Consider the following 13,620-nt stretch of genomic DNA (forward strand, 5'->3'; position numbering starts at 1 on the left):
TCGTCTCTTTTCAGTATATGATGGCCTCTAAATACTGGCCCCAAATATCTTTTTTGTTCAGGATATCTTATCGTAGCTTTTTTCGAGAAAAAGTGTTTGATGGTAACACCCATTCCTTTAAAAATACCTGGGAAATAAGTATTCTCTACAATACTTAATTCTGAATTATCCGTTTTTCTAGATCTATTTGTTAATGTCATTTTGGTGTTCTATTAATTAGCACTAACGGTTTTCTTTTTAAAAATTGGAAATAATCCAAAATATATCACTCCAAATATGGCCAGACCCACCCAATTATATAATAAAGGTTTTCCAGAAAGTTCCGCAGCGGCAGTAATAATCAAATTTACGATGGCAACAGGCATCATCCATTTCCAAGCTACATTCATCAATTGATCATATCTGAAACGTGGCAATGTCCAACGAATCCACATAAATAAAAATATAAAGAAGAATATTTTCAAGAATAGGGTTAGGGTGCCTAATGCAGTCGCTAAATTGTGACCAGTAACTTCACCAAAAGAACCTACCAATTTGCTGTAAACAAAATCCATTCCCGGGTAATTAAAACCTCCTAAATAAAGGCTGGCTAAAACCGCGGAAGATATAAACATGTTGACGTATTCTGAAAACAGATAAAGTCCCATTTTCATTGAACCATATTCGGTGTGATATCCAGCCACCAATTCATTTTCTGATTCTGGTAAATCGAAAGGAGTACGATTACACTCTGCTAATGAGCAAGTTAAAAATAACAAAAAGCCCATTGGCTGATAGAATATGTTCCAATCTATACCATGCTGACCAAGAACTATCGATTTTACAGAAAGTGAACCCGTCATTAATATAATTGCTAGCAAAGAAATGCCCATCGCCAATTCATAAGAAATGGTCTGAGAAGCCGCTCTTATGGCACCATAGAGTGAATATTTGTTATTGGAAGCCCAGCCTCCGATTAAGATACCATAAACACCTAAGGAAACTATGCCAAAAATCCACAAGATACCGATATTAACATCCATTCCTTGAACATCTATTTTTTGGCCAGCTACTATTATGGTGTCTCCAAATGGCAATACAGCACTGCTCAGCAATGCGGTTGACATAGCCACCGCTGGACCTAAAATAAATAACCATTTGTCGGCTTTTGTTGGAATAAAGTCTTCTTTGAAAAACAACTTTCCACCATCCGCCAATGGTTGTAACAATCCGAACGGACCAGCTCTATCTGGACCCACACGGTCTTGAATAAAAGCAGCTATAACCCGCTCTGCATAAGTTTCATACAAAGCCATAAGCATACTTATCGCAAATATTGCAATTACTATGATGGCTTTTACAATTAGTACTGTATCCATATTATTTTAGGCTTTTTTCTTTAGAGAAAAACTTGTCGTTTTTCTGCATTAAAGCTTTGTAATCTTCTGATTTTTTTATCTGGTCAAGATTTTGGTTATAATCTCTTGCGTCGTCTATACCTTTGAAATTCGTTGCTGCATAATTAAGAGCAAATTCAGGCTTTTTGCCTTGGTTCAATCCATATTTGTTTTGAGCAATTACCGAATTTCTCGCAACCTTAGATGGTCCTTCTATTACCCAATCTGAAGTCTTTTTTCTATCAAACCTGCAAGTATTGCAAATAAAATCTTCTACTTCGCCCCATTGGTTTTTACGAGCTGTAACTCTGATTACCTCATCGCCTTTATACCAAACTTGAACTTTTCCTGAGCATTTTTCACAATCACAATGAGCATCTACAGGTTTTGAAAACCAAACTCTACTCTTGAATCTGTAAGTTTTGTCCGTCAAAGCCCCCACAGGACAAACATCTATAACATTTCCGTAAAAATCACTCTCTAGCGAATTCTTTATGTAAGTGCTTATTTGGGCATGATCTCCACGTCCCATCACACCATGCACTCTCTTCTCTGTTAACTGATTGGCCGTGTAAACGCATCTATAACAGAGAATGCACCTATTCATGTGAAGTTGTACTTTGTCGCCAATGTCTTCAGGTTCGAAAGTTCTTTTTTCTTCTACAAAACGCTTTTCTCCAACTCCGTTTTCAAAAGCAAAATCTTGTAGATGACACTCTCCAGCTTGGTCACAAACTGGGCAATCCAGTGGGTGATTGATGAGAAGAAATTCAACTACTCCTTTTCTGGCTTCTACCACTTCTGGGCTAGTAAAGTTTTCTACCACCATACCGTCTTGAGCTCCAGTAATGCATGATGCAACCAATTTGGGCATTGGTCTTGGGTCTTTTTCAGAACCAGCCGAAACTTTTACCAAACAAGCTCTACATTTTCCACCCGAACCTTGCAACGGTTTATAATAACACATGGCTGGGGGAGCTACGCTTGGCCCAATCTGCCTAGCCGCTTCCATGATAGTAGTACCTGCTGGAACTCTTATCTCCTGACCATCAATGGTTACTTTTATTAAAGGAACTTCGTTCTCCATTTATTAAATCTTTATATTTTTAGGCTAAAATTTCTGCACCCATATATACAGCACCTAGTTTGGTTGCCTCATTTGGGTGTTTTATGTGCCATTCAAACTCATCTCTAAAATGTCTAATGGCACTGGCTACAGGCCATGCCGCTGCGTCGCCAAGCGGACAAATGGTATTGCCTTCTATTTTTTTGGCTACGTCTACGAGCAAATCAATATCACTCATGGTACCGTGTCCATGTTCTATTCTGTGCAAAACTTTTTCCATCCACCCAGTTCCTTCTCTACATGGAGAACATTGTCCGCACGATTCATGGTGGTAGAACCTTGAGAAATTCCAAGTATTTCTAACTATACATGTGGTTTCGTCCATAGCTATAAAGCCTCCCGAACCCAACATGGTTCCTGTCGGAAATCCACCATCAGAAAGCGATTCATAAGACATCAATCTATCTTCGCCATTGGCCGTTTTATAGAATAAGTTGGCTGGCAAAATAGGCACTGATGAACCTCCAGCGACCACTGCTTTCAGATAATGCCCGTCTCTAATACCCCCAAGATATTGGTCTGAATTCATGAATTCGTCCACTGGCAAGCCTAAGGTTATTTCATAAACTCCTGGATTTTTAATATGTCCAGATGCTGAAATAAGTTTAGTACCCGTACTTCTTCCAATACCAATTTTAGCATATTCCTCACCTCCATGATTTATTACCCAAGGCGTATTGGCTATGGATTCTACGTTATTTACTACTGTAGGAGATTGATACAATCCTTTTACTGCTGGAAACGGTGGCTTATTTCTTGGATTTCCTCTTTTACCTTCTAAAGATTCTAAAAGGGCTGTCTCTTCTCCACAAATATATGCTCCACCTCCTGGCTGAACTACAAGTTCTAAGTCATAACCCGAGCCCAAAATATTTTTCCCTAAAAAACCTGCTGCTTTGGCTTCTTCTATGGCTTTCTCCAAAATTCTAACCACATACATCAACTCACCACGAACATAGATGAATGATTTGTTAGCTCCCAAAGCAAAGCTCGAAACTATCATTCCCTCTATCAAAAGATGAGGAAGGTTTTTCATCAAATAATGATCCTTGAAAGTTCCTGGCTCAGATTCGTCGGCGTTACACACCAAGTATCTAGGAACACCCTCGGGCTTGGCAAGAAAACTCCATTTCATTCCCATCGGGAAACCTGCACCACCTCTGCCTCTTATTCCAGATTTTTTAACTTCTTCAACGATTTCCTCAGGGCTCATTTTTTTTATGGCCTTCTCTACAGCATTGTATCCTCCAGCTTTTCTGTAAACCTCAAAGGTTTCAATGCCAGGAATGTTGATGTGTTCGGTTAATATTTTTATATCGTTTGCCATAATTATTTACTCAATTCTTCGATAATATCATCTACTTTTTGATTCGTAAGATGCATAAAATATTTTTCTCTTATCTGAAAACACGGGCCCCAGCCACAAGCCGCTAAACATTCTACTTCTTTCAAAGTAAAGAGGCCATCCGAAGTGGTTTCGTTGGCTTTTATACCCAGTTTCGTTTTTAAATGTGAAAATACCTCTTCACCTCCCATAGCACAGCAAGGACCAGTTCGGCAGTATTCTATCACGTGCTTTCCAACCGGTTCTAAATGAAACATGGTGTAAAATGTTGCCACTTCATAAACTTCTATTGGCGTAATAGAAAGTAAACCCGCTACATAGTCCATGGTATCGCTGCTCACCCATCCAAACTGCTCTTGAGCTAAGTGCAAAATAGGTAGCAAAGCCGATTTTTGTCTGCCTTCAGGGTATCTTAAAATGATTTCCTGTGCTTTTTTTAGTTTATCTTCAGTAAATGTTACAGACATTGTATATTAAAATTATTAAGCATCAAGTTCCCCTGCAATCACGTTTAAACTACTCATGATAACCACCGCATCAGAGATAGTCAAACCTTTGCACATTTCTGGATAAGCTTGATAGTAAATAAAACTTGGTCTTCTAAAGTGTAATCTGTATGGAGTTCTTCCTCCATCGCTTATTAAATAAAATCCTAATTCTCCGTTACCACCCTCTACAGCATGATAAACCTCTCCAACGGGAGCGTCTATTTCACCCATTACTATCTTGAAATGATAGATTAAGGCTTCCATGCTGCTATAAACCTCTTTTTTAGGAGGCAAATAATAGTGATCTTCGTCAGCATAGTAGGGACCTTCAGGAAGATTTTCTATAGCTTGTTGGACAATTTTTAGACTTTCCCAAACTTCTCCATTTCTAACCATAAACCTATCAAAAGTATCACCTTTGTGGCCAATTGGTATTTCAAAATCAAAATCTTGGTATGATGAATAAGGTTCCATCACTCGTATGTCATAATCTACGCCAGTAGCTCTTAGATTTGGACCAGTGAAGCCATATTCAATAGCTCTAGCCGAGGATATAGCTCCAACATTTTGAATTCTATCTCTAAATATTCTATTTCTATTAAAGAGCGTTTCGAATTCTGCCCATACTTTCGGGAAGGAATTGAAAACCAAATCACGGATTTTGGCAATAGCAGTAGGAGAGAGGTCTCGTTCCATTCCACCGATTCTCCCCATATTGGTGGTTAGACGGGCACCACAAACTTCTTCGTAGATTTCGTATATTTTTTCTCTTTCCTGCATTACATACAAGAAACCTGAGTATGCACCTGTGTCAACACCCAGAATGGAATTACATATCAAATGGTCAGAAATTCTGGCCAATTCCATCATGATAACTCTTATGTATTCGGCTCTTTTAGGTACTTTCACACCCAATAGTTTTTCTACTGTCATGTGCCATCCAAAGTTGTTGATAGGCGATGAACAATAGTTTAGACGGTCAGTAAGAGTTGTAATTTGATAAAATGGTCTTCTTTCGGCAATTTTCTCAAAAGCACGATGGATATAGCCAACAGTTTGTTCACTATCCACAATTCTTTCTCCGTCCATCGTAAGAATATTCTGGAATATTCCATGTGTAGCTGGGTGTACGGGACCGAGGTTTAGCGTCGAATATTGTTTGTCTTCAACCATTGGCACATTGAGAGCCAATGCATCATTTGAGTCTTTTGGTAGTATTAGTGTATTTTCTGCCATAGGTTTATTATCTTCCAAATAATGCGTCAATTTTGTCTTCACGAGTGGCATCTTCTAAAGGATACTCTTTTCTCATCGGGAAATAATCCATGTCTTCCATGTTGAGTATTCTTTTAAGATTTGGATGACCTGTGTATTCAATACCATAAAAGTCAAAAGTCTCTCTTTCCATCCAATTGGCACTTGCAAAAAGCGTCGAAAGTGTAGGTACTTTAGGGTCAGCTATCGGTACAAATACTTTTATGCGAACCCTGATGTTATTTTCCCAACTGTGAAGCATACACATTGAACAAAGTTCGCCTCCCAAATTATCAGGAAAATGAATTCCAGCCACATCAGTTAAAAAGTTAAATTTAAACTCAGAATGGTTTTTAAGAAAATCAACCACTTCAATTAAATCTGATGCATTTGTAGTGAAAGTTAAAAGTCCAAATGGTTCTTCAAAGCCAAAGACTTTTTGACCAAATTGTCCAACAACTTCTTCAACTATAGATTCATTATTTATCATATGGTTTACAGGACTTTATAAGATTCTAATAATGCTTTATATTCTTCGGTATTTCTTCTTCTAAGTGATTCGTTTTGAGCCAAATGCTGAACTTGCATTAGTCCATCAATGATTTGCTCTGGACGAGGAGGACATCCAGGAACGTAAACGTCAACAGGAATTACTCTGTCTATACCTTGCAAAACAGAGTAAGAATCAAAAATGCCTCCAGATGAGGCACAAGCACCTACTGCTATTACCCATCTAGGCTCAGCCATTTGAAGATAGACTTGCTTTAGTACTGGTCCCATTTTTTTTGCTATGGTACCCATTACCATCAATAAATCTGCTTGGCGAGGAGAGAAGCTAGGTCTTTCGGCACCAAAACGCGATATGTCATAATTGGAGCCCATGGTGGCCATAAATTCGATACCACAACAAGAGGTAGCGAATGGCAAGGGCCAAAGTGAATAACTCCTTGCCAAGCCTATGGCTTTGTCTAATGAAGTTGCGAAAAAGCCAGAACCTTCCAAACCTTCTGGTGCATCTACTATTTTTATGTTGCTCATAAAGTATTTTTATTCGATTGTTTATAATCTGGCATTAATCTTCATCCCAGTTTAAAACTCCTTTTTTTAGTATATAATAGAAACCGGCCATCAAAAAAGCCACGAAAAGCAACATTTCATTAAAGCCTGCCCATCCTAGGCTTTTAAAATTTACTGCCCAAGGATACATGAATATAATCTCAACATCGAAAAGCACAAACAATATAGCTATCAAGAAATATCTAACATTTAAGGGAACTCGAGCATCGCCTTGGCTTTCTATTCCACACTCAAACGGATCTTCTTTTTTCTTGCTTTTTACTCTTGGTCCAAGATATTTAGAAGCTACAATCGAAAACAAAACAAATCCCAAAGCTGCAGCTATTTGAAACAATAGCGGTAGATAATCAGACGGGAGGTATTTAATCATAAAAAGTACTATAATTTAACTACAAAATTAACTCCTTGTGAAGTAGAAACAAAATAATTAAAAGGATTAAATAGTCGAAAAACTAAATTATTTAATCATTTCTATCAAATATTATTTTGCTCATTTCTTGTCACAAACAAAACTATAAATCTTCATCAGTTTTATTGATATTTTCCCAGATTATATCCTTGAGTTCGTTAAGTCCAGTTTGGGTAACGGCAGAGAAAAACACGTATGGAATACCCTCTGGTATTTTTTTAATGATTTTTTGCTTGGTTTTTTCGTCAATCAAATCCGATTTCGAAAATCCTAAAATTCTGTTTTTGTCCAAAAGTTCTGGATTAAATGCTTTTAGTTCTTTTGTGAGTGTTTTATAAACGCCCATTGGCTTTTCTTCATTTGAGGCAATCAGAAATAAAAGATTGGCATTTCTTTCAATGTGTCTTAAAAATCTTACGCCAAGCCCTTTACCTTCAGATGCTCCTTCTATTATTCCCGGAATGTCAGCCATTACAAAAGATTGAAAGTCGTGGTATTTTATGACTCCAAGATTTGGAACCAACGTTGTAAATGGATAATCGCCGATTTCGGGTTTTGCAGCTGAAATAGTCGACAATAAAGTCGATTTGCCTGCATTTGGGAAGCCAACCAGGCCAACATCTGCCAACAGTTTCAGTTCTAAAATACACCAAATTTCAGATCCTGGAATTCCAGGTTGGGAATATTCGGGTGCTTGTTTGGTACTGGTTTTGAAATGGTGGTTACCGAGACCACCCATTCCTCCAGGTACAAGTATTATTTCTTGGCCATCTTCAATTATCTCTGCAATTCTTTCATTGGTTTCAGCATTTCTTGCAATAGTGCCTAGAGGCACATCGATTATTATATCTTCGCCTTGTCTGCCCGAACTTTTGCTTTTTCCGCCAGTTACTCCTCCTTCAGCTTTGAAATGTTTTTGGTACTTTAGGTGTATCAAAGTCCAAAGTTGCTTGTTTCCTCTCAATATTATATGACCACCCCTTCCGCCATCTCCACCATCTGGACCACCTTTGTCTACGAATTTTTCTCTTCTAAAATGGGTGAAGCCTTTTCCTCCGTTGCCAGATTTGAGGTTAATTTTTACATAATCTATAAAGTTCGACGTCATCTATAAGAGAATTTTTCTGCAAAAGTAAGAATATTAAAGCGTAAAGAGTGATTATTGTTGCAATAATGCAGTATTACCTACTTCTTTAAACACAAAAACTCCTCAAATGTTTGAGGAGTTTTTGCTTAAATTGTATTTTTACTGAATCAAATGGTGTTATCAATAGCACTTGATATTTGTTCAAATATATCATCAATCTTTCCTATACCGTTTACTTTTGTCACTTTGTCTTGACTTTGGTAATAGGGCAATACATGTATGGTTTTTGAAAAATATTCGTCTATTCTCTTAACAAGTTTGTCCGCGTCATCGTCTGCACGACCACTTACTTTTTGTCTTTCGGCTATTCTTTCTTTGATTATTTCCTGATTTACGTCTAATTGAAGAACCAAATTGATTTTTAGGCCTTTGTTTTCAAGAAATTTGTCAAGAGCCTCGGCCTGAGGAACTGTCCTTGGGAATCCATCAAAAATAAATCCCTTTACATCGGGTTTGCTTTTTACTTCCTCTTCCAGCATATCTATAGTTATAGAATCCGGTACCAACATACCGTCTGCTAAAATCTGCTTAACTTTTTTTCCTAAGTCAGTATCGTTGGATATGTGCATTCTGAACATATCACCAGTAGAGATATGTGCCAGATTGTATTTTTCTATTATTTTTTCAGATTGAGTTCCTTTGCCTGCACCGGGAGGGCCAAAAATCACCAAATTGTACATATAAGACCTTATATTTTAGGTTATTTTAAATTAGCCGTAAATGTAATTATACTTATATTTAAAATAAAATTTATTTTTTAGAACGCTGTATTATTTTTGTTTTCAAATAAAGAGAAGCAAAAAAAAAGAGCCTAATTACTTAGGCTCTTTTTAATTTTAGTTCTTTTTCGGGGCGGGTAGAGTAGTGTCAGTTGCAGGAGGGGTTGCGGGTGTTGCTGTTCCGTTCATTCCTTTCATTGCATCTAACATCTTTTTAGCATCTTCGTTGGTTGGGTCATATTTAAGCAATTCTTCTATGTTCGCAATCCCTTTTGTAAGGTTTTTGTTTACTTGAAGTTCCCAGCCGGCCAAATATCTTAGTCCATCCACTACACTTCTTTTGTTTGCTGGTGCGGCTTTGCCCGTTTCACCTAATAAAGTAAAGTATTTATCCCAAATTGGAGCAGCCCCAAAGTTTGCAGTAAATGTAGAATCAGTAGCAAACTTAGCCATTTTGTTTCTTGCACTTAAAGCATATCCTGCAGGCCATAAATCTTTGTACAATTCAAGAGCTTTGTCTATGTAAAGTTCAGCTTTATCATAATTTTTGGCTGCATTGTAATAGATACCCACTGGTGCATAGTCAGCTGCAGTTGCATTTTTCTTTGCCAATGCTGCCTTCTCATAAAACAATGCTGCTTTAGCCCAGTTTTTGTTTTTTATAAAAGTAGTGGCCAAGTCTTGGTAATAATTGAAGGTAGTATCACCTAATTGGATAGCTTTTTCAATGTTTATTATACCCAACGAGTCGTTCAAAATTCTTACATCTCCTTCGCCAGGAAGTTTCATATATGACCTGCCTATATAACCATAATCCATTGCAGGATTTTCATCTGCTGGAGCAGCTTTTATGAATTTATTGAGATTTTCTATAGCATCGTTTAACTGATTTTCTTCGAAATTTATGATGCCTGACATTCTCAAAATATACGGATCAGGATTTGTTCCTTTTATTTCTTCAATAGTCTTCTTTACATTTTCATAATCTTTTGCTACGAAAGCCAGTTTTGCATAACGTAGTTTTGCTTTGCTGTCGCCATCCGAGTTTTTTAAATAGTTTCCAGCTGCCAAAGCGGATTCTTTATATTTACCCATAGATTGTAAATACGAGCTATGGTACTTATGAATAGGTGCATGAGTTGGGTCTGCTGATAATCCTTTGTTTAACACAGCATCTGCTTCACGGTAGTTTCTTCCTTGTAACCAAACTCTAGACATTCTTTCATAAGTCTTTCCTGGTTTTTTGCCCACCCTTTCTGCATTTGTTAAAGCATTCATCGCATCACCACCTTCATTTTTTAGCATGTAGGCATCTGCCTTTACTATATAATATTCAGGATTATCTTTGGTTTTTGATTTTTCCAAAGCCATGTTGATATTTAGTATAGCTTCGGCAGCATCAGTAGCTCCTGGAAACATGGTGTAAGCTTCAGCAATTCTGTAAAGTACATCAGCATTTTTTAGCTTTGTGTCTTTTTTTACTTGCTCAAAAATAGTTTTGGCTCCAGCAAGGTCTTTAGTGGCAAGTTTTACCATTCCTAAACCTATCTGATTGAATGGGTCACCTTTTTTATCTAAGGCGTTTCCTGTTTCAAAAGCACTTTGAGCCATCTTTATGTTTTCAGCGGTTAAGCCTTCTGGGCTTCTAAGTATTGCATAACCTTTGTAAAATAGCGTTTGTGGACTTGGACTGGTCTCCGCTAATTGGTTGAATGCTTTACTTGCTGCGGTAAATCTTTCTGCATCTAAATGTTTGACGGCTTCATCAATTGTTTGCGATTTAGTTATAAACGGTACCAAAAGCAATGAAGCCAAGGCATAAATTTTCACGATTTTCTTCATCATCTCGTAACAAGTAATAAGGTTATTTGTTTGGTTAAAAAACAATTTGAGCTTGCAATTTAATGCTTTTTGTTGGTTTGAGAAAGTCATTTCTTCAATAATATTTTGTACTTATCCTTTAGATTGATAGTGTTGAGCAAGGTTTACTAACAAAATGTTAAATTCTAGCACCTTTGCATTTGTTTTTTTTTCAATTTCTAGGCCTTCTATTCTTTAGAAATTACTTTTTCATTGGTTTAGTATCCAGTAAAAATTCTTTTGGAATAATATAAAATGGCACTAACCCCATTTTTTCGGTTACCAATTGTCCAGTTTTTGAACACGCGAATCTAATAAACCCATTTTCTACACCCCAAGCTTTGGTAAGTGTATGTAGATATACGAATCTTTCTAAGGGATATTTTCTTTTGTTTAGATTTTTAAAATTTGTTTTGAAATATCCCTTTTGCTCTGATTCGCCGACAGCAATCAAACTTATTTCATTCAATAAATCTTGAGCCTTTTTGTCGTCTGTGTCGCTTATCCAGTTAAAGCCAATAAATCCAATAGCATTTGGCGATTTCTTTACAAAGTCTATTACTTGTAAGTTTCCATCTGCAGAATAAACATTTTCGGTATTTATGGTTTTTAATTTGAGTTTTTCCATAATCACATTCAAGTTACTAGAATTGCTCCTATCGAAGACAAGTTTGGTTTTTGAACGCTTGTCAGTAAGAAGTATTTTTAGCTCATCAAGTGTTATTGTAGTGTCTTTGTTTTCTTTGTTTTGAACCAAAGCCACGGCATCAAGTGCCATTCTTGCTGGCAGGTATTTTATACCCCTCCTTTGAAGTTCTCCCAGTTCGCTTTCATTGAATTCTCTGGTAGTACATGCCATAGTAACAGAGTCATCCAAAAGCATATTTATACCTTTCGTTTCGGGCAAATATTTGGTTATTATTTTGGTGCCTGGATAATGTATATGGTGAGCATTTATTTGAGCCTCTATGATTGGCATTATGGATTCGTCAACAGCAATAGTTATAGTACCTTTATTGATGTTTGGTTCTTCCTTAGTGGAAGAATTACATGAAAAAAGGCTCAATATTGAAAGCAAAAACAGATAATTTAGTTTCATTTAATCTTTAAAAATTTATAGTCTCAAAACTAATCCAATATGATTTAAGTTCAAACAAACGGGCTATTTAAAACCCGTTTGTAATATTTCTTAGTCTAATCTGTAAACCACTGGCATATTAAAATACACCCTCACTGCTTTGCCATTTTGTTTACCTGGACTCCAGTTAGGCATCGATTTTATAACTTTGATGGCCTCTTCATCACAACCAAACCCAATTCCTTTCACAATCTCTATGTTGGCAATACTTCCATCTTTTTCAACAACGAACTTTAGGTATACTTTTCCAGATACGTTTGCCCTTACAGCTGTAGCAGGATAATTTATGTTTTGAGATAGAAATTTGTACATTTCTTTTTCTCCGTTCGGGAATTGCGGTTGTTGTTCTACTGAAATAAATACCTTTTGCTCATCTGGCTCATCCATATTTATTGTTCTGGTAATTTCTGGTGCTGGTGGGGGAGACATCATTTCAGCAGATTCATTACCATCAACCGTTTTATTTGAGATAGCTTTACCGTCCATGTCTTCTTGTGTAGGAGGGGTCATTTCAATAATTGCTTTGTCATCGATAACAGGCTCTGGCGGCAAATACGTTATAGTTGCCTTTTGTTCAATTTTCTCTTCTGGTGGAGGTGGAGCGACTTCCACTATTTTCTGTGGAGGTTCAACTTGTGGTGGCAAAATGATAATTGTACCGCCATTAAATTTTTGTTTAGCAATGTTTGGCAAAATATATTTATTGTAAGTAAAAGCACCACCAAACAATAGCACAAAGAAGCTGCTACCTATTATCATTGCCTTTGTCAAATAACGACTGTAGTTTTTTCTTAAGAAGTAGGCCCCGTATTCCTTGTTACGGTTTTCGAAGATGATGTCATCTAAATTTTGTAAGTTTTTCATAATTGCAATTGTTTATTTGTTTTTCATAATCTGTGACTCGTTCAATTGATTGTATGCTAGTTGTTCGGCTGGAAATAAGTCAACCAATGCATACCGCTTCATATTAGTTATTTCCATTTCGTCGAGAATGTCCACCGTGTTTTTAAAATTTGCATCATTACTGGGTTTTATAATTACTGTAAAATTTTTAGGATTTGAAGATGTTTTTAGTTTCTCGAGTATCTGCTGACGTATACCATTAATCGTAAAGTCAGTTTCTACCAAATCACTTTTAGCAAGGTTTTTCAAATCCTTTTGATGCCAAAATACTCTATCATTTTTTCCAAGAATAAACGTGATTGAGTTTTTAACACTTACATCTCCAGTTTCATCACCTTTTTCAGGCATAAAGAGTTTCATCATGTTTGGATTTGAGAACGTTGTAGTAAACATAAAAAAAGTAATCAGTAAAAATCCCAAGTCAACCATAGGCGTCATGTCAGGTTTCGACGAATTCTTTCTTAATGTACGTTTACCATTTGCGAGGTTTTCAGTAATTTCTGCCATTGTATTGTTATTTAAGTTTAACATTTCAAGAAACCCATCATGTAGGTGGTTTCTTTCATTCATGATACTAATATAATAACTAAATTTTATATAACAATGTTTTTATGCCTTTTTTAATTAAAACTTTAGTTATAAAACGAAAAAAATAGTTTTTGAAATGTTAATCAAAATAGTAGATACTTGCAAGTGATTGAATACTAATTATTTGAGGATAACGATGGTGGGTCCAAAAAGAGAATTTCTAGTAGTTATTCGGGCGTGTTTTTTTGAT

Annotated in this window: 14 protein-coding genes and 1 pseudogene; all 15 read right to left on the bottom strand. The window is 36.5% G+C overall.

The features are described from left to right. Window positions 1-200, bottom strand: a pseudogene (locus EGI26_RS06460) (NADH-quinone oxidoreductase subunit I); the annotation flags it as partial. 12 nt (window positions 201-212) lie between these two features. Then, window positions 213-1,358 carry an NADH-quinone oxidoreductase subunit NuoH gene (gene nuoH / locus EGI26_RS06465; RefSeq protein WP_255077182.1) on the bottom strand — a complete coding sequence of 382 codons (1,146 nt, stop codon included), beginning with the start codon at window positions 1,356-1,358 and terminating at the stop codon, window positions 213-215. A 1-nt stretch (window position 1,359) separates the two neighbouring features. Beyond that, window positions 1,360-2,463, bottom strand: a complete 1,104-nt coding sequence (locus tag EGI26_RS06470) for a 2Fe-2S iron-sulfur cluster-binding protein (RefSeq protein ID WP_255077183.1) — start codon at window positions 2,461-2,463, stop codon at window positions 1,360-1,362. A 19-nt stretch (window positions 2,464-2,482) separates the two neighbouring features. Further along, window positions 2,483-3,829: an NADH-quinone oxidoreductase subunit NuoF gene (nuoF, locus tag EGI26_RS06475; protein ID WP_255077184.1), complete on the bottom strand. Its 1,347-nt coding sequence runs from the start codon at window positions 3,827-3,829 to the stop codon at window positions 2,483-2,485. Window positions 3,830-3,831: 2 nt separating this feature from the next. After that, on the bottom strand, window positions 3,832-4,314 hold the full coding sequence (nuoE, locus tag EGI26_RS06480; RefSeq protein ID WP_255077185.1) for an NAD(P)H-dependent oxidoreductase subunit E: 483 nt from the start codon (window positions 4,312-4,314) through the stop codon (window positions 3,832-3,834). Window positions 4,315-4,329: 15 nt separating this feature from the next. Beyond that, complete coding sequence (nuoD, locus tag EGI26_RS06485) at window positions 4,330-5,508, bottom strand: NADH dehydrogenase (quinone) subunit D (protein WP_255077210.1); 1,179 nt, start codon at window positions 5,506-5,508, stop codon at window positions 4,330-4,332. 70 nt (window positions 5,509-5,578) lie between these two features. Then, on the bottom strand, window positions 5,579-6,079 hold the full coding sequence (locus EGI26_RS06490; RefSeq protein WP_255077186.1) for an NADH-quinone oxidoreductase subunit C: 501 nt from the start codon (window positions 6,077-6,079) through the stop codon (window positions 5,579-5,581). 5 nt (window positions 6,080-6,084) lie between these two features. Next, window positions 6,085-6,627: an NADH-quinone oxidoreductase subunit B gene (locus EGI26_RS06495; protein ID WP_255049802.1), complete on the bottom strand. Its 543-nt coding sequence runs from the start codon at window positions 6,625-6,627 to the stop codon at window positions 6,085-6,087. A 34-nt stretch (window positions 6,628-6,661) separates the two neighbouring features. Then, on the bottom strand, window positions 6,662-7,036 hold the full coding sequence (locus EGI26_RS06500; RefSeq protein ID WP_255077187.1) for an NADH-quinone oxidoreductase subunit A: 375 nt from the start codon (window positions 7,034-7,036) through the stop codon (window positions 6,662-6,664). 142 nt (window positions 7,037-7,178) lie between these two features. Beyond that, window positions 7,179-8,183 (bottom strand): GTPase ObgE, encoded by a 1,005-nt coding sequence (gene obgE / locus EGI26_RS06505; RefSeq protein WP_255077188.1) that lies wholly within the window; start codon window positions 8,181-8,183, stop codon window positions 7,179-7,181. Between the two features lie 146 nt (window positions 8,184-8,329). Then, entirely contained in the window at window positions 8,330-8,902 is a 573-nt protein-coding gene (locus tag EGI26_RS06510; RefSeq protein WP_255077189.1) for an adenylate kinase, read from the bottom strand. 156 nt (window positions 8,903-9,058) lie between these two features. Then, window positions 9,059-10,786, bottom strand: coding sequence for a hypothetical protein (locus tag EGI26_RS06515; protein ID WP_255077190.1), 1,728 nt, complete (start codon window positions 10,784-10,786; stop codon window positions 9,059-9,061). Between the two features lie 217 nt (window positions 10,787-11,003). Continuing rightward, window positions 11,004-11,900: a PstS family phosphate ABC transporter substrate-binding protein gene (locus tag EGI26_RS06520; RefSeq protein WP_255077191.1), complete on the bottom strand. Its 897-nt coding sequence runs from the start codon at window positions 11,898-11,900 to the stop codon at window positions 11,004-11,006. A gap of 90 nt (window positions 11,901-11,990) precedes the next feature. Beyond that, a complete protein-coding gene (locus EGI26_RS06525) occupies window positions 11,991-12,803 on the bottom strand; it encodes an energy transducer TonB (RefSeq protein WP_255077192.1) in 813 nt (270 codons plus the stop codon). Window positions 12,804-12,815: 12 nt separating this feature from the next. After that, window positions 12,816-13,349 carry a biopolymer transporter ExbD gene (locus EGI26_RS06530; protein ID WP_255077193.1) on the bottom strand — a complete coding sequence of 178 codons (534 nt, stop codon included), beginning with the start codon at window positions 13,347-13,349 and terminating at the stop codon, window positions 12,816-12,818. Window positions 13,350-13,620 lie beyond the last annotated feature (271 nt).

Origin of the sequence: Lacihabitans sp. CCS-44 (assembly GCF_024343735.1) — a bacterium.
Classification (GTDB): Bacteria; Bacteroidota; Bacteroidia; order Cytophagales; family Spirosomataceae; genus Leadbetterella.

Bases quoted from the DNA above. Each gene is read 5' to 3' on its own strand.
- nuoH (WP_255077182.1), bottom strand. From the start codon at position 1,358: ATGGATACAGTACTAATTGTAAAAGCCATCATAGTAATTGCAATATTT.
- EGI26_RS06470 (WP_255077183.1), bottom strand. From the start codon at position 2,463: ATGGAGAACGAAGTTCCTTTAATAAAAGTAACCATTGATGGTCAGGAG.
- nuoF (WP_255077184.1), bottom strand. From the start codon at position 3,829: ATGGCAAACGATATAAAAATATTAACCGAACACATCAACATTCCTGGC.
- nuoE (WP_255077185.1), bottom strand. From the start codon at position 4,314: ATGTCTGTAACATTTACTGAAGATAAACTAAAAAAAGCACAGGAAATC.
- nuoD (WP_255077210.1), bottom strand. From the start codon at position 5,508: ATGGTTGAAGACAAACAATATTCGACGCTAAACCTCGGTCCCGTACAC.
- EGI26_RS06490 (WP_255077186.1), bottom strand. From the start codon at position 6,079: ATGATAAATAATGAATCTATAGTTGAAGAAGTTGTTGGACAATTTGGT.
- EGI26_RS06495 (WP_255049802.1), bottom strand. From the start codon at position 6,627: ATGAGCAACATAAAAATAGTAGATGCACCAGAAGGTTTGGAAGGTTCT.
- EGI26_RS06500 (WP_255077187.1), bottom strand. From the start codon at position 7,036: ATGATTAAATACCTCCCGTCTGATTATCTACCGCTATTGTTTCAAATA.
- obgE (WP_255077188.1), bottom strand. From the start codon at position 8,183: ATGACGTCGAACTTTATAGATTATGTAAAAATTAACCTCAAATCTGGC.
- EGI26_RS06510 (WP_255077189.1), bottom strand. From the start codon at position 8,902: ATGTACAATTTGGTGATTTTTGGCCCTCCCGGTGCAGGCAAAGGAACT.
- EGI26_RS06515 (WP_255077190.1), bottom strand. From the start codon at position 10,786: ATGATGAAGAAAATCGTGAAAATTTATGCCTTGGCTTCATTGCTTTTG.
- EGI26_RS06520 (WP_255077191.1), bottom strand. From the start codon at position 11,900: ATGAAACTAAATTATCTGTTTTTGCTTTCAATATTGAGCCTTTTTTCA.
- EGI26_RS06525 (WP_255077192.1), bottom strand. From the start codon at position 12,803: ATGAAAAACTTACAAAATTTAGATGACATCATCTTCGAAAACCGTAAC.
- EGI26_RS06530 (WP_255077193.1), bottom strand. From the start codon at position 13,349: ATGGCAGAAATTACTGAAAACCTCGCAAATGGTAAACGTACATTAAGA.